Origin of the sequence: Aquimarina algicola, assembly GCF_006443095.1 — a bacterium.
Taxonomy (GTDB): domain Bacteria; phylum Bacteroidota; class Bacteroidia; order Flavobacteriales; family Flavobacteriaceae; genus Aquimarina; species Aquimarina algicola.
This window is the reverse complement of record NZ_VFWZ01000001.1, coordinates 220,940-239,197: the sequence shown is the minus strand read 5'-3', so window position 1 is coordinate 239,197 and position 18,258 is coordinate 220,940. Positions and strand designations below refer to the sequence as shown.

16 protein-coding genes are annotated in these 18,258 nt (G+C 29.5%); 4 read left to right on the top strand and 12 right to left on the bottom strand.

Annotated features, from left to right (window positions below; genetic code table 11):
• Positions 1-339: 339 nt before the first annotated feature.
• The 7 genes from FHK87_RS01070 to FHK87_RS01040 form a co-directional block, all read right to left on the bottom strand.
• Positions 340-1,092, bottom strand: a complete 753-nt coding sequence (locus FHK87_RS01070) for a LytR/AlgR family response regulator transcription factor (protein ID WP_140588757.1) — start codon at positions 1,090-1,092, stop codon at positions 340-342.
• A 16-nt stretch (positions 1,093-1,108) separates the two neighbouring features.
• Positions 1,109-2,125, bottom strand: a complete 1,017-nt coding sequence (locus tag FHK87_RS01065; protein WP_140588754.1) for a sensor histidine kinase — start codon at positions 2,123-2,125, stop codon at positions 1,109-1,111.
• Positions 2,126-2,239: 114 nt separating this feature from the next.
• A complete protein-coding gene (locus FHK87_RS01060) occupies positions 2,240-3,262 on the bottom strand; it encodes a serine hydrolase domain-containing protein (protein WP_140588752.1) in 1,023 nt (340 codons plus the stop codon).
• Positions 3,263-3,651: 389 nt separating this feature from the next.
• Entirely contained in the window at positions 3,652-3,942 is a 291-nt protein-coding gene (locus FHK87_RS01055; RefSeq protein ID WP_140588750.1) for a type II toxin-antitoxin system RelE/ParE family toxin, read from the bottom strand.
• Positions 3,929-4,186: a type II toxin-antitoxin system ParD family antitoxin gene (locus FHK87_RS01050; RefSeq protein ID WP_140588748.1), complete on the bottom strand. Its 258-nt coding sequence runs from the start codon at positions 4,184-4,186 to the stop codon at positions 3,929-3,931. The genes FHK87_RS01055 and FHK87_RS01050 overlap by 14 nt, the downstream gene beginning before the upstream one ends.
• Before the next feature lie 487 nt (positions 4,187-4,673).
• Entirely contained in the window at positions 4,674-8,300 is a 3,627-nt protein-coding gene (locus tag FHK87_RS01045) for a M1 family aminopeptidase (RefSeq protein ID WP_140588746.1), read from the bottom strand.
• Positions 8,301-8,316: 16 nt separating this feature from the next.
• Positions 8,317-9,198: an ABC transporter ATP-binding protein gene (locus FHK87_RS01040; protein ID WP_140588744.1), complete on the bottom strand. Its 882-nt coding sequence runs from the start codon at positions 9,196-9,198 to the stop codon at positions 8,317-8,319.
• Between the two features lie 219 nt (positions 9,199-9,417).
• On the opposite strand from FHK87_RS01040, the gene FHK87_RS01035 reads away from it, so the two are divergent.
• Positions 9,418-10,449: a sensor histidine kinase gene (locus FHK87_RS01035; protein WP_140588742.1), complete on the top strand. Its 1,032-nt coding sequence runs from the start codon at positions 9,418-9,420 to the stop codon at positions 10,447-10,449.
• On the top strand, positions 10,446-11,174 hold the full coding sequence (locus FHK87_RS01030; RefSeq protein WP_226293963.1) for a LytR/AlgR family response regulator transcription factor: 729 nt from the start codon (positions 10,446-10,448) through the stop codon (positions 11,172-11,174). The genes FHK87_RS01035 and FHK87_RS01030 overlap by 4 nt, the downstream gene beginning before the upstream one ends.
• Positions 11,175-11,206: 32 nt before the next feature.
• Here the strand turns inward: FHK87_RS01030 and FHK87_RS01025 are convergent, their stop codons facing one another.
• Together FHK87_RS01025 and FHK87_RS01020 are read right to left on the bottom strand one after the other, a co-directional pair.
• Positions 11,207-11,893, bottom strand: a complete 687-nt coding sequence (locus tag FHK87_RS01025; protein ID WP_140588739.1) for a LytR/AlgR family response regulator transcription factor — start codon at positions 11,891-11,893, stop codon at positions 11,207-11,209.
• Between the two features lie 8 nt (positions 11,894-11,901).
• Complete coding sequence (locus FHK87_RS01020) at positions 11,902-12,927, bottom strand: sensor histidine kinase (RefSeq protein WP_140588737.1); 1,026 nt, start codon at positions 12,925-12,927, stop codon at positions 11,902-11,904.
• Between the two features lie 145 nt (positions 12,928-13,072).
• Between FHK87_RS01020 and FHK87_RS01015 the strand changes: the two genes are divergently transcribed.
• Positions 13,073-13,798: a hypothetical protein gene (locus FHK87_RS01015; protein ID WP_140588734.1), complete on the top strand. Its 726-nt coding sequence runs from the start codon at positions 13,073-13,075 to the stop codon at positions 13,796-13,798.
• Positions 13,795-14,511 carry a M23 family metallopeptidase gene (locus FHK87_RS01010; protein WP_140588732.1) on the top strand — a complete coding sequence of 239 codons (717 nt, stop codon included), beginning with the start codon at positions 13,795-13,797 and terminating at the stop codon, positions 14,509-14,511. The genes FHK87_RS01015 and FHK87_RS01010 overlap by 4 nt, the downstream gene beginning before the upstream one ends.
• 65 nt (positions 14,512-14,576) lie before the next feature.
• Here the strand turns inward: FHK87_RS01010 and FHK87_RS01005 are convergent, their stop codons facing one another.
• The 3 genes from FHK87_RS01005 to FHK87_RS00995 form a co-directional block, all read right to left on the bottom strand.
• On the bottom strand, positions 14,577-15,521 hold the full coding sequence (locus FHK87_RS01005; protein WP_140588730.1) for a LytTR family transcriptional regulator DNA-binding domain-containing protein: 945 nt from the start codon (positions 15,519-15,521) through the stop codon (positions 14,577-14,579).
• A gap of 51 nt (positions 15,522-15,572) precedes the next feature.
• Positions 15,573-16,847, bottom strand: a complete 1,275-nt coding sequence (locus FHK87_RS01000) for an amidohydrolase family protein (protein ID WP_226293961.1) — start codon at positions 16,845-16,847, stop codon at positions 15,573-15,575.
• A gap of 258 nt (positions 16,848-17,105) precedes the next feature.
• Positions 17,106-18,155 carry a hypothetical protein gene (locus FHK87_RS00995; RefSeq protein ID WP_140588725.1) on the bottom strand — a complete coding sequence of 350 codons (1,050 nt, stop codon included), beginning with the start codon at positions 18,153-18,155 and terminating at the stop codon, positions 17,106-17,108.
• Between the last annotated feature and the right edge of the window lie 103 nt (positions 18,156-18,258).

The following is an 18,258-nucleotide window of genomic DNA, read 5'->3' as shown; positions in this document are numbered from 1 at the left end:
TAAAATATATACGTGATAAAAGTTTTTACGCCATTCTCGTGAAGGTTCCCGCATAAGTATAAAATTACTCTAACGAGATAATTTCTATACACATGCTAACTGTAGAACACAGATTAAACATTTTAAGGGTTTGCATATCTTTTTGTCTTGATACAAAAAGAAATCGACTTTAGGAGATTCACGAACACTTAAACAATAATAATCTTGTGAGCTAAACAAAAAAATCAAGGCTGCATAAAACTTTGGAAACAATGTACGACTCAATCGCTTTTGCCAACGCTTCATCTGTGTAAAAACGTAAGCTCTATAGCTCTATTTTACATAATAGTTTAAATACTTTCATCTATCAATCCATTGTCTAAAATCCTTGGTTGTTGCAGTACTCGTAATTAAAGAATTAGACAAACCTTTTACCTTTATTGATAACCTATTTTTACTGTAGGATACTATTTTTTCTATAAAAGTAATGTTCACTATATAGCTTCTGTTTATTCTAAAAAAATGTTCTGGATTCAACTCACTACATAATAAACCTATAGATTTTGAGATACTGTGTAACTCGGCATTAGTATCTTTGAATTTACAAAAATCCCCACAGGCTTCTATATAACAAACATCTTCAGTATTTACGAGTTTTATACCTTCAGGTTTTTTTATAGCAAATCGTTTTTTGTAACTATTTTTTTGTTCAATAACAACTTTAAATTGTTGAAAAAAATCTTTTTCGTTGAACTTTTTATGAAATAAACTTTGATACTTATTTAGTGCTTCATCAATATCTTTTTGAGCATAAGGTTTTAAAATATAAGCAATTCCGTTAGTTTTAAATGCTTGTAACAAATGTTCATCAAAGGCAGTACAAAAAATTATTGGTGTTGAAACTTCTATAGCATTGAAAATATCGAATGACATCCCTCCTATTATTTTAATATCAGATAATATCAAATCATAACTCATTTTTTCAAGATATGATATGGATTCGTTAACAGAGCGTGTATGAGTATATTCAAAATCTGATTTTAAAGATTCAGTTACATAAGCAAATAACTTTTTAAATGCTGGAGTTTCATCTTCTATAATTAGAATATTCATAGGTTCTTAATACTTTTTAGTCTACAATTTTTAACAATGGTAATGTTATCATAAACTCATTTTCAGATTCCTCAATCTCAATCATCTTGTCTGAAAGTAATTCATAACGTTTTTTTAAACTTTTTAATCCTGTACCAAAAGACTCATTTGTTTCTTTTGGTTTAGAAATAGTATTGATAACCTTTACATCTTTATTTTCAATTTTAATTGTTGTAACAATTACCCTATTATTTTCGGGTTGGTTGTGTTTAACAATATTTTCCAACGCCGTTAATAATACGCCACTCGGTAAGTATTTATCTGTAACAAGGTTTTCTTCTGTTATATTAAATTGATAGTCATTTTCAAATCGTGTTTCAATAAAATAAATATAGTTTTTAGCCAATACTATTTCATCTTCTAAACTCACAATGTCTTCTTCATTCGTTTTTATTAAATAACGATATAAAGAAGCTAGGTTTGAAATATACTCCTTTACCTTTTCTTTAGGTGAATAATCAACAAGTGCATCAATAGTGTTCAAACTATTGTATAAAAAGTGAGGATTGAATTGAGACCTTAATAACCTTAATTCTAGTTCTTTTTGAGTATTTGAAAACGTAGTAGCTCTTAATTGATATTCATAATATTTTTTAGCCGAAATTAATGCCAGTGGAATGGCTAAATCACCTAAAGAGCTATAAACATTCATTAAAAAAAATTCACCAAAAGGCTTAAGTATTTTCCAATTAACAAAACCATCACGCGATATTTCACCAGATAAAAAAGTAATAAAACCAACTAACCAAAAACTTAATAAACTTAAAACAGCTAGAGCAACAAAATTTTTATTTTTTATTAGAAAATAATAAAGCAATTCTTTAATTATAAACATTAATAAAAATACTTTAAGCCAAAAAACAGGAATATCTATAAAATATTCTACCAGAGTGTACTTATCAACATAGAATTTAAAAATTAGAAATATTGTAGCAATTAAAAGATAACCGCCAATAATTTTATAGTCCGATTTATTTAGTTTAATAGTATTCATATTTCAATATCAGTAAATTTATAAAAAATAAAATGATGATTACGGAGTCATCAAATATTGAAGAAATACCATTGGAAGTTGTGATTGGTCTGCGTTTGTAAACATTACATAACCTCATTTTGATTCAGGTTCGATAACAAAAATACTAGTATAACCAGCATTGTTACCACCATGTCCATAAGCTGACCCAAAGGGCAAAGTAACTTTTGCAAACCCAAGTGTCCAGTCTGTAACACCTAATTGTTTTTGAGGATGTCCATCGGGTAAAGTAAATTGAATTTTAAAAAGCTCGTCATAGCTTTCTTTGGATAAGCCTTCTTTATTAATTAAAGCAATTAACCATTTAGAAAAATCTAAAGCTTCTGAATGTATGGAAAATGCCGAACCAAATATTTTTGGGTCATCATCTTCGCCAACAACTTTTTCATCTTTGTATCCCTCTGCTTTATTCTTCATATTATAAGAATCTTGAATAAATTTTGTGTACTTCAGGTTTAACTTAGAAGCAACTCTTTCTTGGTATATTTCTTCTAAACCAGCATCGTCTGTTTTTAAAATATGTGCTAAAACTTTAGCCAAGTACTGATACCCTTCTCCAGAATATTGAAAGGCTGTTCCTGGTTCAAAGGAGATGAATAATTTGTTTTCTTTATAATCTGATCTCCAGTTAGGAAATCCTGTTGTATGAGTAAGTACCATTCTGGCTGTTATTTTTTTGTAGCGCTCATCGTGAGCAATAGCTTCATAAGGTAAATATTCGTAAAGAGGTTTATCTAAATCTATTATTCCTTCTTCTACAAAACCCATAATAAAATATGCAAATAATGGCTTTGAAAGCGAAGCTCCTTCAAATAGGGTGCTCTTTGAAACTTGTTTCTCTTCACCTATATCTGCATATCCTTTTGTTAAGTGATAGGCAACCTTACCGTCATTAATAAGTGCCAAAGACAAGCCTGGTACATCAAATGTTTTCATCTGTGATTCAATAAATGCTTCAATTGAATCGGTGGAAACTTCATTACCAATAAGATTTTTTAAGGTGTTTTTAGTGCCTTTTTCTTGCCCATATACTTGATTTTGGAAGATGGACATAATAATTAATAAAGTAATTAGAAATAATTTACGAGTAAATGACATAACTGTTCGTTTTTTGATATTATGCTTGCAAGGTGACCTAATTCAAAAAATAATAGAAGTATAAAAAATTAAACAGGGAGAATAAACAGTTTAGATAGGATAAAATTTAGTTTAGAAGTAATTTAATACTACTATTTTTGAGCCCATTCCACACACATTCCCCTACTCTCCTATCGTCGAACGGGTAATAAGTGTTTCATTACCTTTTTTAAAGAAGCTTTTCGTTATAAAACTTTTAAAGAATATGTAGTGCAAGAAAACTTTGCTTTTACCAAAGCAAAGTGACATAACGCAAGTACATTATAGTACAAATATCATATTTAGATTATATCTTGTTGTTATGCCATTTGTAAGCTATAATTCCATATTATGTAGATGCGAATTAAAATCTATAAATTCTTTTCATAATCCATACTTTGGTTTAATACACGAATAATCAAAATATCAATATCTGTAGTTATATAGAAAATAGTATGAGATTTATAAGAAAATCGTTTTAATGATAGAATAAATTCAGATGCGTCACGTCCAAGACTAGTATTATCTGCTAATACTTGAAACAGCATGTGCATTCCTAATAAGTAATCCTTGGCTTGTTTTAACCCAAATGTTTCAATACCATATTCATACATTTTGGCAAGATCGATCTCTGCCTTTCTTGATACTTTATAAACGCCCATCTGCTCTCATACGTTCTTCGACTTCTTTCATAATATCTGGCACAGATTTATCACTAATACCACTATCCATGCCTTCAGTTATAGCAGCTTTAAGTGCAGAAAACTTTGCTTTTTTAGCTTGGTCACGTCTTACTAAATCACGAAGATATTCACTATCATTTGTAAACTCTCCTGACTTAATCTGAGATTTTATCCACTTATCCTGTTTCTCTGTAAATGTGATCGTTTTTCTAATTGTTGACATAATTAAATGTTTAAATAATCATACTATTGGTGCAATATACAATATTCATTAAACATTCCAAAATTAAGAAACCCTAATTAATGTTCTTGTAATCATTCCCATTCCATACACATTTTGCCTCCACTCCTCTGCCCTTTCTGCAAAAAGAGTATTCCATTACATTTTTAAAGAAATTTTTAGAAAGAAAAAAATCCAAGAAAATTTGAGTCGTAAAAGGCTTTTTACTAAAGCAAAGTCACATAATGCAAGTACATTATAGTACAAAATAGGGTAAAAAATGGTTCACAGAAACTACAAGAATAGACATAGATACAGGAGAAATACTTTCTATGCCTCTCATATACTATTCTATAGTATAGAAATAGTAAGGAGTATTGAATTTAATAGAACTTTCTGCTAAATTCAATACCCCTACTATGATGATTAAGATATCCGATAAGTAGTGCTTATGTTAAGCTTTTCGAAGTTTTGGTTACCTAAAAATTTACTACATCTTTGAAACATCTTTTACATTATCATCGATAACACGTTCTATTAACAAGCGCTTGGGGTCAATGGCTACCTTTACAGGAAGAATATCTACTTCAAAAGTAAAATTCATTTGATTCTCTGTAAACAGTACCTTTTTTGTGAAAAGCAATTCTTTTTCTTCAGCGTCTTTATAAAAACCAATTTCAACCCAATCATGTTGTGGAACTTCATGTTCTTTCCCAGTAGAATCAACGTTAAATTTGGTAGCATTAATGGACATTGTTACTTCGTATTTGCCATTTTCTTTAAGAGTATAAGTAGCTTCTTCCAAACTGTAATCATATAACGTAATCTTTTTAAACCAATCCGTAAGTAAATATTTCAAGTGTTCGGGGACTTGTGGTTCTAAGTAGTTGTCTATAAAATCAGATGTTGTAGGGTAAGGAGCATCTTTATAGGCATATGCTTTTAGAAAATTCTGTAATGCTTCATTCACTTTATCTTCTCCTATATATTCTTGCAGAGCATATAATATCAAACTTCCTTTTCCATAATGGATGTACGCTTGATTCTCTACTTTATACAATGGTTTTTCTTCTTCATTTTCTGTACCCCTTCCTTTTAGATAACGTTCAAAATCATAAGTCAGGAAACGCTTCATTTTAATCGGATCTTTCAGTTCATTTTTCATTACCATTAGAGAAGAATATTCTGCAAAACTTTCTGATAACATGGTTGACCCTTGAACATTAGCCCCAACAACTTGGTGTGCCCAATATTGATGTGCAATCTCGTGGGCAATTGTCGAATGAATAATATTATAATCTTCGGTATTTGAAAGATTTGTAATAAAACCTCCTCCTTCTGTATAGGGCATCGTTCCAGGAAATGCTTGCGCAAAATTATAATATCTGGGAATCTCAACTACTCTAGCTTGTTTATGAAAATAAGGTCCAAAGTTTTGAGTATAGTATTGCAATGCTTTTTCTACAGCATTGAGCATAATATCAATATTATAGGCATGTGCTTTATCATAGTACACTTCAATTGCTGTTCCGTTCCATTTTTTACGAGCTACCTCATATCTGGCCGACATAAAATTGGTAAAGTTTAAAGAACTATGATCATTTTTGTATTTGAAATAGGAACGATTTTTTTCTTTCCATTGTTTTTCTAAAGCCCCTGGAGCAACAGCAATTTGATCGCTTGTTGTAGAAATTATTGTTGAAATATCTACCCAGTCTGATAAGCCTCTTGAAACATAATTTTCGCCTCTTGCATTTTGATCTTCTAGCACATTCATTCCTCTTTGAGGAGGTAAACCATTGGAATTACGATCATTAATATCAGTAATCTCATTAACTACTTCATATCCAAAAACAGGTAAGATGTCTGAACTATCAAAAAAAGTTCCATTTTGAGCAACTCGAATATTAGATACTGTATTTTCGAAACCTTGACTGCTATAATTTGCCTTTAATTCAATATCTATAGTTTCGTTTGGTAGTAAAGCTTTATGTAATTTAAAAATCTGATATCCTAATGCTGTATCATCATGTAGTAGTGCTGCATTTGGAATAGTTACTTTTTTCTTCCAGTTAGATTTCTTTAACGTCATACCATCGGTTCCAAATCCCATAAAATCTATCAGCGAATAGTGTAATGAATCTATAGGTGTTGTTCCTTTATTTTGTATTGTCAGTTTTGCATTAACCTTAACATTTCTTTCATTCGGATACATAGCAACGTTGTAATCAATAGCTGTTATTTTTGGCTGTAAAATCCCTTCATATTTTTTATACTTCTTTTCATAGGATACTTGCATTGCTTTCAGTTCATCTTCTGTATGATATGAATTTAGAATTTGTGTATTGTAATACGTAAAACTAGAAACTGTTATAAATACTACAGTCACAATGACAGTATATCTCACATATGTTTTTGTAAATTGTTTTCGGGCAGATGTCCATCGGTTTCGGATTCCTTTTGAAACTCCTCTTACCCAAAAAGTACTGGCAAAGGTTGTCAAAATAATTCCAAAAAGTATCCAATATAGACTAAACCAATTTTTTGCAATGAGCACTGCCCCGAATCCGTTCATATCTGAATACGTATAATCAGGTGTGAAACCAAGATTTAACATGTATGAGCGAATCCCTAATGTATCTATGATGATAAATTCAAATAAAAATAACAACAATACAGAAACAAAATAAGCTAAGTATTTATGGTTAATAAAGATTTGAAGTGCCATAAAAATAAAAGCCCATGTGATATAAAAAGGCAAACCGGAATATAAAAAATCTAAAACATATACTTCAATTTCTGGGTTTGTATATCCATTAACCAGTTGATAGAATATGGAAATTAGTATTAAAAAGAGGTCAAATACTACATTTATGCTTATTAAAGCGAATAGTTTAGCAAATAAAATTGTAAAAGAATGATGCGGTGTTCCATCGATCACTCCATTAATATGATTATTACGTTCTCTCCAAACTAATTCTCCACTAAAGAAAACAAGCATAATCATACCGACTACCATGCTTATTGGGCGGCTAAAATCCAATATTTTGTGGGTTACGGGGTATGATTGTAAACCATAATATTCAAATCCGTTTATAAGTTTATTCAATAACGTTAAGGCACCTAATAACAGCATAATCTTAAAAGTGTTACTTGTAAAAAGCACATAAAAATTGACTTTAAAAAGACTTATGAATTGTGCCCTTACTGTTTTGAGTTTAAACATCGTTTTAACTACTGGGAAATGAAATGTTTCAGTAGCTTTTGAATGGTTACTTTCTTTCTTAATCTTAGTTACTTTTTGATTTTTCTTAGTGAAAGACAGTGATAGATATGAAATCAACAGCATGATAACCCCGACACTTATCCAGACAATTCTATTCCAAAATAATAAACCGTTAAAAGAGATAATAGTGGTATTCTTTTCTATACTTGTGTAATATTTGCTATCTACAGTATAAGCATTAATCCCTAATACATCGGTCAATGCTGCTAAATTCTCTGTACTTATATCCTGCAAAAATGCTCCTGAAATTAAATACCCGACGATGATGACTATCGTAGCAATAAAAGAGAAAATGGTGCTTTTCCAAGTATTAGCCACTGCAAAAATAATTGCTCCTGCGATAAACATATTTGGCAGAATAAATAACAGGAAATTGTTAATAAAGGCTTCTGCATATAAAACTCCCATTCTGTCTGAGGGAATCATGCCACTTTCTACACCTAAATTTGTTCCTATTATAAACCCTAAAAAAACGCCTAACAAAGGGATTATAGCTAATACTAATGCTCCAAAAAAACGCCCGAAAAAATAGTTAATTTTACGGATAGGAGTACTGAATATGATGTTGTTGAAATTGTGATGATAATCCCTTAAAGCAGCATTATTAAAATATGCAGTGGCAATTAAAAGCCCGAAAAGAGATAACCTTCCAACATAAAAAGTCATGATATGCGGTGCATTTTTTAATGTATTTCCAACAGCACCGCCTAGTGTAATATTTTCATTAGTTATTCCAACTGTCGTAATGAGTGTAAATAAAAACAGAAAAATATATAACATTGGGCTTTTGAGGCCCGTTAGTATTTCTTTAAAAAAAAATGTTCTAAACATAGTTTTGAGTTTATAATTAATTGGTAGATGAAACAGTATTTATTTTTGAGAAAAAAACATCTTCTAGAGTAGGTAATACTTGTGTAAATCCATCACCGGGTTGTTGGGTATCTAAAACATGAATTAATGGCTTCCCTCCTATCATTTTATTAGAAATCACTTTATACTCTTGTAAATAATGTTCTAATTCATTTCTAGAAATCATTTTTTGCCATACCTGACCTTTTATTTCTTCAATGACTGTTTGAGGTTTTCCTTTACAAATTAACTGCCCGTTGTTCATGATAGCCATATGTTGGCACAATTCTCTGACATCTTCTACAATATGAGTAGAAAGAATCACAATGATATTTTCAGCAACATCAGCAAGAAGATTATGAAACCTATTTCTTTCACCCGGATCCAAACCAGCTGTAGGCTCATCGACAATAATTAACTCTGGATTACCAATTAATGCCTGTGCTATCCCTATACGTTGTTTCATCCCTCCAGAAAAACTTTTTACTGCTTTATTTCGCTTTTCATATAGATTTACTTTTTGCAATAAATAGTTCACTAACTCTTTTCGTTCTTTATAATGAACAACCCCTTTTAAGATGGCTAAATGATCCAACAATTGTTTTGCAGTAATTTTTGGATATACCCCAAATTCTTGCGGCAAGTAGCCCAATACTTTTCTCACAGCTACTGGGTTTTTTAACATATCGATTTCTCCCAGGTGTGCTGTTCCGCTATCAGCTTCTTGTAATGTAGCCAGAGTTCTCATTAAAGATGATTTTCCTGCTCCGTTTGGGCCCAATAGCCCGAACATTCCTGTTTCTATTTCTAATGAAAGGTCATTCAAAGCTTTTACACCATTAGCATATGTTTTGTTTAAGTGTTCTATTTTGAGTTTCATATCAGTACGTTTATTAATCTTGCTTCAAAAGAACTTTTAAATGCGTCACTTTTCAATTTTATTTAATCAAATAGCTGATCACAAAAACAAAAAGATCAGTTTCATTAATGAATGAAGTTTATTGATAAAAAAGGGTAGTTTGTGTGATGCTATGGTGAGTTCATTAATAAGAATAGAACTTCATTGATACTTTTGATACTTTTGTAGTTATTACGGATTATGGAATTAATAAATCACAAAAGAATAATTATTGTCAATACGTTGACACTGTTTAGTATTTCGATAATTATTGCAATGCTAATGTCAATATCTGAGTTGAGTACATTAACTTTTAACGCATTTCTTTTTTATTTTTTCCAGGCAGCCAGTAGTATTTTTTTGTTATTAGCGCCTCCAGTGTTTTTAAAAGTATATTGGTTGATTCCCAAATACCTTGTTCCAAAAAAATATATCCAATACGCTATCTATCTAATATTACTAATTATTATTTGGGGGTCAGTTATTGGCATTGCAGAACCATGGATTGATGAACATTGGTTTAATCAAATCGAAGAACCTAAAACTACACCATTTTCGGGAGTAATGGCTATAGCATTTATTATGTTAGTCACTACTTTAGTGAATCTCTCCTATCGATGGTTTATACAGCTTTCCAAAATAAAGCAAATTGAAAATGACAGACTTCAAATGGAACTGTCTTCATTACGAAATCAAATAAGTCCTCATTTCTTTTTTAACACCTTGAATAATCTGTATGCACTTTCTTTAGAAAAATCTGACGAGACCTCAGAAGTAATTTTAAAACTTTCTGAAATGATGCGCTATACTATCTACGATTGTAAAGAAGCTACTGTTTCTATTAGTAGTGAAGTAGCGTATCTGGAAAACTATATCAAATTACAAGAGATGCGTCATCATCAACGTGGATATATTAATTTTGAAAAAGAAATTACAAATGATCAATTACGTATTGCGCCTATGATTTTGATTGTATTTTTAGAAAATGCATTTAAGCATGGGTTTGATTTGCTTGAAAAAGATGCTTTCCTGAAAATTAAATTACACGTAAAAGAAAATACTGTTGGATTTTATATTGAAAACAATTTTAAAGCTACAGATGAGAACAAAGGTGCAGGTATAGGGCTTGAAAATGTAAAAAGAAGATTATCTTTAATTTATCCTACAACACATACACTAGACATTACCATTAAAAACAATGTGTTTTGTGTAAATTTAGAGTTGAATATATGATGAAGTGTATTAGCATAGATGATGAGCCTTTGGCTCATAGAGTGATCAAAAAATACTGTGACAACCTTTCGTTTTTAACCATTCAGAAAGAATGTCATTCTGCTTTGGAAGCTCTCAATTATTTACATGAAAATGAAGTTGATTTAATCTTTTTAGACATTAATATGCCCGAATTAAAAGGGTTAGATTTTTTACGCACACTAACTAATCCGCCTTTGGTCATTGTAACTACAGCTTACCAGGAATACGCTATGGAAGGTTATGAATTGAATGTAATGGATTACTTATTAAAGCCTTTTAGTTTTGAACGTTTTTTAAAAGCCATACAAAAAGTTAAGAATCAAAAAGAATTATTAGATGGATCAGGAAAACAAAACTCAAAACCACAATCAATTCAAAACGAAAATCCGACAATTTCTGTTGAAAGTATTTTTATAAAAGGTGATAAAAAGATACACCAAGTATCATTGGATGAAATTCTATACCTAGAAAGCCTGGGGAGCTATGTCAAAATTCATTTAGCCAATGAAATCATTACTTCATTAGACCGTTTGGCAAATTTTGAGAAGCGGTTACCTGAAAAACAATTTTTACGCATCCATAAATCCTATATTGTTTCTATAAGAAAAATCGACATTATTCAAGGAAATAGATTAAAAATTAATGATGTAAACATTCCAATTGGAAATGTCTATAAACACAATCTAACGAATTTTATTAAATAATAATTAATTCTCATTCTATACATATTTTGTCTCTACACTTCTAGCTTAAAACTACTAAAAACGCTACTTTTTAACCGAACACTAACAGGAACATGATATGTGCCAATAACAATTGTATTCTCTATTATCTTATCCACTTTATTTTTAGAAATTATATATGATTTATGTGTTTGTATAAAGTCCTCAATTGGTAACTGATTTTTGAGTTTCTTTAAAGGCATTTTGATAATGATATCTTCATCTGTAGTAACAATTTTAACATAGTTTTGCATAGCTTCTACAAATAGCACATCTTTTAGATTTATTTTCTTTAGATGCTTTTCTATTTTAAAAAAAAGAAACTTCTCTTTAGTCAAATTGCTATGATAATTAGCAACTTTATTAACCGCCTGTAAAAATCGTTTCAAAGAAATGGGTTTTACTAAATAGTCCAAAACATTGTACTCAAAGCTTTCTAAAGCGTATTTTTCGTAAGCAGTCGTGATGATAATTGAAGGAGCATTTTTTAACTCCTTTAACCAATCAATCCCTTGTATCATTGGCATGTTGATATCCAAAAAGATCAAATCAATTTGATTTTTTTCTAAGTGATGATTTGCTTGTAATACATTTTTACAAAGTGCGATAATATTTAAAAAAGATACTTCCTTGCAGTAATTTGCAATCCCCTCTCTAGCATAAAGCTCGTCGTCAATTATTAAGCAATTGAGTTTTTTCATTTTAAGTGTTACAAGTTAATTGATAAGTTTATTTTATACTTGTCTTTGCTTTTTTCGATATTCAATTTATGTTTATCTGGATACAATAAGAACAATCGTTTTTTTACATTTTGTAACCCAATCCCGCCTACCGAATCTTTTTTAGCTGAAACATCATCAAAGCTATTCTCAACATTTAAGGTAAGCCTCCCTCCTGCTTCTTCAATTTTTATTTTAATTAGATTTATAGTGTTATCTATGTGATAGCTACAATGTTTAAAGGCATTTTCAATAAAAGGAATCAATAATAAAGGTGCGATTTGCAATTTTGGATTTTCTAATTTGATATCATAATCTAATTCAATATCAGATTTCCTACGGACCTCTTCGATTTTTATATACTTCAATATATAGTCCAGTTCTTTTTCCAGTAAAATATGATTTCCACTCTCATATAATTGGTAACGTAAAAGACCTGAAAATTGAAGTAATGTTTCTTTAGCCAAAACATTATCCCTATCTATTAAATGATAAATATTATTAATCCCGTTAAATAGAAAATGTGGATTTAATTGTGCTTTCAAATACTTCAATTCCGTTTTAAAGCTTTCTTCTAAGAGCTCTTGTTTTAATTTCTTATTTTTTGTGTACTCAAAATTTAAAATATAGAAAAAACCAGTTGCTCCATATAAAATATGAAATATGGTATTTGTTATAAAACTTCCAATTAGTGGTTCATTTATATCATAAGTCATATAAAGTAAGTAATCAAAATAGGTTTCAATTATAGAAAACACCAAGATTGAAATAACAAAAAGCACATAAAAACTCAATTTTTTATCAAGCAAAAAAAACTTTGGAAATAACCAAAAGGCTTGAAGATAAAATACCGCAATATTGAAAAAAATCCCATAACTGTATGCATAAGCTAAACTGCCTGAAGAGGTTGTAAAACCATTCCAATTTAATTCTGAACCAAAGGCAATAAACCAATAATTGAAAAACCAAAATAGTAGGTGTCCTACAACAACCAATAGTGTAGTTGGTCTATTCATTTTGAATATTTTAAACAAAAAAAGATATAATTATTATAAACAAAGCTACTTTATAACGCTTATAACCAAAGACTCAACGTTTGTCAACTAATTACAATTTGAGGTTTTTATTTCTCTTTATTTGTTTTGATTTTAACCTTAAAAAATGAGAATACAACTATTCCTCTTTCTATTTTTAATGTCAATATTTTCTGTAATTGCTCAAACTACTGTAGGTAATTCTAAGACCAAGAACAAATTGAAGTTTACTACAAGTTATAATTTTGGAGCCCTTAAAAATTTAGAAATAGCTCCTGTTTCTCGTTATGATTATACAGGTTTGATCTATAAAATTGGCTATGAGAGAATTACTAAAAAGAAGAATTTATTTAATATAGAGTTTGATTATTTAGAATCCACACTGGAAACCGATGTCATTCCTGTTTTAAATTTGGGGTATACAAAATTAGGGTTAGGGATTTCTTATGTAAAGAATATATATAATGACGATAATTTTTCTATTCACTTAGGTTTAAAGTCCAACAGTAATATTTCAACGTATTCTACGAGAAATGGAGAAAGAAATTTATTCAGCCAATCTTTCAGTTTAGCAAGTATATTTAATTATAGAATTAATGAAAAACACAGTTTATTTTCTGAATTGTCAGTTCCTTTTATTTTTTTTAGGAGTACGCATGCAACTTCGGGAATATATTCACTAAAAGATTATCAAGGGTTATCCTGGAGTTTTGGCTACAAATACTCCCCCTTCGAGCAATTTGATTTTACCTTTAATTATAATTTTAATTACGAGAGATTACAAATTACAAGTGCTTTTCGAGAAGTACAACAACAATTAGGTTTTGTATTATTTTTAAATTTTAGATCATGAAAAGGCTTATTTATTTCAGTTTTAATATGCTATTAGTCTCCTGTACAGATACTTTGATTGGAGATGATGGAAAGTTAGATGAAGATATTTATTTGAACTATCAAACAAAAACAGATCTAGAGCTCCCAATAGATGGAGAATGGTATGTAACTGCAGGAGGAAGAACACATATAGAAGGAAGGCATCATTTTATTACTCATGGCACGGGTCAACGATATGCTTATGATATTTTCAAATTAGTAGATGATAGTGCTTATTCTGGGGATGGGGGCACAAATGAAGACACTTTTACATTTGGAGCAACAGTAAATGCTCCTGGTAGTGGAAAGATAATTGCTGTAGAAAATAATATTGAAGACAATAGTAAACCGGGAATTGTAAATAGTGATATTAACAGTAGTAATATCGCTGGAAATTATATAACAATAGATCATCTAAATGGTGAATATTCATTTTTAGCACATTTTAAGCAAGGATCTATTATAGTATCCGTTGGAGATATGGTTACAAAAGGGCAAGAAGTTGGTAAAGCGGGCAATAGTGGGAATTCTTCTGGACCTCATTTGCATTATCATATGCAGAACACACCCGACTATCTCAATGGTTTAGGACTACCTGCACAGTTCAAAAACTACTATGAGAATAATGTATTAAGAGAAAAGGGAGAGCCTGTGAGAGGGCAAAAAATTAATAAAATTAAAACAGAACGTTAGAGAAGTCACATCTGATACGCATTTTGCTTAAACTCCTCTGAATTATTTACTAAAATAGTATTCTATTACATACGTTCTACAAGTCTATTACCAACTACAGATTTATAGACTTCATTTCTAAAAGTTCTACTGATCTTAATTTTATGATCACCAACATATATTAAATTACCTTCAATTTTTTTGACATGATTTAGACCTACCAGATAATATCGATGAATTCGAACAAATTTTTCTTTAGGTAATTCTTCTTCAAGATGTTTTAACGAAACTAAAGTCAGATATTTATCACTATTCGTATGAATTTGTACATAGTCTTTGGCTGTGGTAATGAAAAGAACCTCATCAATCTTTATTTTAACAATCATACCATCACACTTAATAAAGATATGGTCTTTTGTTTCTTTTTGTTCTTCATGCAATTGTTGACTTAACATCTCCGAAAATTGAAGCAAAATCTTTTTACCATTATTTACGTTCCTTCCTAAAGCATTAAAAATCGTATTTAATGAATTATAAAGCACTTCAGGACTTACCTGATTGGTTAATAAATTGAGTTCTGTTTCTATTTGCTTCTGTTCTATTTCTTTAATAGATCCTTCCTTTTTATACCATTCATCAATTAAAAATAAAGTCATCGATAAGCATAATGCCAAAATAATTTCTGTTACAATGGCTATTTTTCCTGAAATACTTAAGAAAAATTCTGACGTAGATATACTTAAGCTAATATATGTAAAGACGTATGAGAGATAGTATGAACAACAAAATGTTATTGCAATAATACCTAATACAAGAAGTAAAATGTAGGAAATAATCTGTTTTTTTAATAAGAACTTGGGCACTAAAACATATAAATTTATGTACACCAATAGCGCATAAGGTATAAAGGTAAAAATATTATTCTTTATATTTTCGACAACACTACTATGGTAATTCAGGTCATGCACACTCCACAACAGCAGAAATAAAACCCAAAAGACCAAATGATTTAGAATTTTACGAAACTTCATAAAGATCTATTTAGGTTAAAAATAACGAATTTAAAATAGACTTGCTTGCTGTTATTTAAGAATTACACCTTGTTTTATCATAAATACAATGTGTTCTGTAACTTTTGAGATATCATCCAAAGGGTTCTTATCTAACACCAAAAAACTGGCTTCATACCCTTCTTTTAACTTCCCTATTTTTCGTTTCGGAAATGTTGTTTTTGTGGCATTTTCTGTCCACATTTTTAATAATTCCAGATTACTAAATACACCTAATTGATATAATAACTGTAGCTCTCCAGACGAATTATCATTATACATATCAGAACCTAATGCCAAGATAACTCCTTCGTCTTTCAGAAGTTTTAGATTGAATTTAATATTACTTAACAAATCCTGATAATTAGGACTTTTTTGTTTTTTGGTAACTAGTGATACAGTAGTCACAACTATAATGCCTTTTTCTTTGGCTAAAATCACATCTTTTTTATGAATATGTTTCCCATTCTTTATTTCTGGAAGGTGAGCTATCTCATCTACTCCGGCATTAACTGCAACATGAAAATCATGAGCAGTTTCAACATGTACACTTACTCTTAATCCTTCAGCGTGAGCTTTCTCTACAATATGAGGGACTAATTTAGGGTTCAGTCCCTTTTTACCAAAATATAATGTGTCATCTTTTCGCTGTTCATATTCTTCAGAATGTAACAGATTTATCTTAATAAAATCAGGTGAAAATGACATAATACTATCCCATTTATGTACTAAATCGTTTTTGTTATCAATTCGAACATAACCATGAAATTCAATTTCTTCAATAGAATTAAAAAGCCCAGCAAAATAACCAAATTCCAGATATCTTTTTCTTAGCGAAATAGGATGCCCACCTGTAGCAGTCAATGGCGCATGAGCCAAACTTACATCTATACCACTAGGTTTATTGTAATTATGCATCAACGGATCTATTCTTTTTTTTATGGAAGAAAGATGTTTAACATAAAATACTCCATTCTTTAGATAGGATGCAATTCTTTTGTCTAGTCCATAAGCACTTTCAAGATTGTGATTATGGGCTTCTGCAAATGGAGGAATTATATATTTACCAGATACATCTATAATAGTATCAGTTCTTTTATCAGTGGCTTTAAAGCTAATTAAGCCTTCTTCACTAACCCATACTGTTTTCTTTTCAAATATCTCACCATTAAACCAACGACCATTCACAAGCTTCATCACTTTACTCTTTGAATTTTTTTTGGCATAAGTAAGTTGTTTATCGACTTTTTGAGCGCTACAAGAAATGCTTAAAAGTCCGCAGAAAATAATGATATTAACCGTATTCATCCCCATTTGAATTTAGATTTTCAATAAAGAAATGATATAAATAACTAATGGTAAAAATTAATAGCCCATAGGTACTTAATAGTAGATAGAATGTAATCCTTGGTAGATAAGATCACCTATTAGAAATACATTCTACTACTCTCCTACCATTGTTTCTAGTACTACGTTTTCATTTTTAATGAAATATTATAGAAGGAAAAGTAGAACACTATTATACCAATGTATAAAGTTTTTTTAGACGAAATTTTATAAAACTACTTATTTATGAATTAGTTTATATAAAGTTCCATTATTATGAAATATTTTATGCTTTTCGGATATAACAGATATTTGACTTTTACAAGTAAACAGTTTTAATGTGTCTTTTTGATCTATTAGATCATAAAATTCATGACCATAAGGAACTTTTGAACCAAAAGAAAAATGATTTGCACCTACACTATTGTAACCCATTACTTCTAGGTGATATTTATTTATAAAACTATTTTCTTCTTTATGATTATTACCTATATAAATTCGGTTAATTTTAGTACTATTATTGATATTTTTATAATCATTTTGTTCTAAAAGTTCTTTAAAATCTAAATTTAGCTCTGTAAATACAATTTTATCATTCTCATAAATAAAGAAATAAGAATGTTTTGTGCTTAATGTTTTTATATATTTTTTTAACTTATCAGTTTCAATAGTCTCCTTAAATATTTGAGCATAACAACTATCGTAATATTGCTTTTTTCTATTTAAAATTTCTTTAATAGGATAATTGAGAGATTTCATTTTTTTAGAAATTCTATTAGATTTAAGATTGTTTTTATCAGAGTGGACTATAGGAAATAAATTTTGACTTGTTTTAATAATTTTATCTGGTTTTAAATAATCGTTTGTTGCACGATATACTAAAGCATATTTTTTTTCATTATTTATTACGTATAAATTAAAATTAGTATCCCACAAAAAAGATTGTGCTTCATATTTATTCCCAATATTAACCGTTATTTCTAAATTAAATTCTTTATCATAAAATAAAAGAGAAGGATATTCTTTTTCATCTACACCAATAAACACATAATAAGATCCGATATCAAAATAACTACTATGTATACCTTGAGCAAATTCCTGGATTGTAAAATTTTCATTTTCTACAAAGTTTTCTACAAAATATACTGTTTTAATATCTCTATTCGTAGTGGAGTCAGACACCATTTTTTCACTTTTAATATTCTCTTTATAGGGATTTTCTTTTTTTGAAAATAATGAGCATGAAAAAATAAATAACGATAATATGATTGCTAAAATGATTTTCTTCATATTTGATACAGAAGATATTATATAAAATTATCTTTTTAATTGTTTTTGATACTATTAATTCTTTCTCTTTCAATTAATAATCAAAAAAGGACAAAACTAGATA

What these genes read in the sequence shown, in the direction of transcription:
- FHK87_RS00995 (WP_140588725.1), bottom strand. Translation starts at nt 18,155, where the DNA reads ATGAAGAAAATCATTTTAGCAATCATATTATCGTTATTTATTTTTTCA.
- FHK87_RS01020 (WP_140588737.1), bottom strand. Translation starts at nt 12,927, where the DNA reads ATGAATAGACCAACTACACTATTGGTTGTTGTAGGACACCTACTATTT.
- FHK87_RS01065 (WP_140588754.1), bottom strand. Translation starts at nt 2,125, where the DNA reads ATGAATACTATTAAACTAAATAAATCGGACTATAAAATTATTGGCGGT.
- FHK87_RS01015 (WP_140588734.1), top strand. Translation starts at nt 13,073, where the DNA reads ATGAGAATACAACTATTCCTCTTTCTATTTTTAATGTCAATATTTTCT.
- FHK87_RS01025 (WP_140588739.1), bottom strand. Translation starts at nt 11,893, where the DNA reads ATGAAAAAACTCAATTGCTTAATAATTGACGACGAGCTTTATGCTAGA.
- FHK87_RS01010 (WP_140588732.1), top strand. Translation starts at nt 13,795, where the DNA reads ATGAAAAGGCTTATTTATTTCAGTTTTAATATGCTATTAGTCTCCTGT.
- FHK87_RS01070 (WP_140588757.1), bottom strand. Translation starts at nt 1,092, where the DNA reads ATGAATATTCTAATTATAGAAGATGAAACTCCAGCATTTAAAAAGTTA.
- FHK87_RS01035 (WP_140588742.1), top strand. Translation starts at nt 9,418, where the DNA reads ATGGAATTAATAAATCACAAAAGAATAATTATTGTCAATACGTTGACA.
- FHK87_RS01000 (WP_226293961.1), bottom strand. Translation starts at nt 16,847, where the DNA reads ATGAATACGGTTAATATCATTATTTTCTGCGGACTTTTAAGCATTTCT.
- FHK87_RS01045 (WP_140588746.1), bottom strand. Translation starts at nt 8,300, where the DNA reads ATGTTTAGAACATTTTTTTTTAAAGAAATACTAACGGGCCTCAAAAGC.
- FHK87_RS01055 (WP_140588750.1), bottom strand. Translation starts at nt 3,942, where the DNA reads ATGGGCGTTTATAAAGTATCAAGAAAGGCAGAGATCGATCTTGCCAAA.
- FHK87_RS01040 (WP_140588744.1), bottom strand. Translation starts at nt 9,198, where the DNA reads ATGAAACTCAAAATAGAACACTTAAACAAAACATATGCTAATGGTGTA.
- FHK87_RS01050 (WP_140588748.1), bottom strand. Translation starts at nt 4,186, where the DNA reads ATGTCAACAATTAGAAAAACGATCACATTTACAGAGAAACAGGATAAG.
- FHK87_RS01005 (WP_140588730.1), bottom strand. Translation starts at nt 15,521, where the DNA reads ATGAAGTTTCGTAAAATTCTAAATCATTTGGTCTTTTGGGTTTTATTT.
- FHK87_RS01060 (WP_140588752.1), bottom strand. Translation starts at nt 3,262, where the DNA reads ATGTCATTTACTCGTAAATTATTTCTAATTACTTTATTAATTATTATG.
- FHK87_RS01030 (WP_226293963.1), top strand. Translation starts at nt 10,446, where the DNA reads ATGATGAAGTGTATTAGCATAGATGATGAGCCTTTGGCTCATAGAGTG.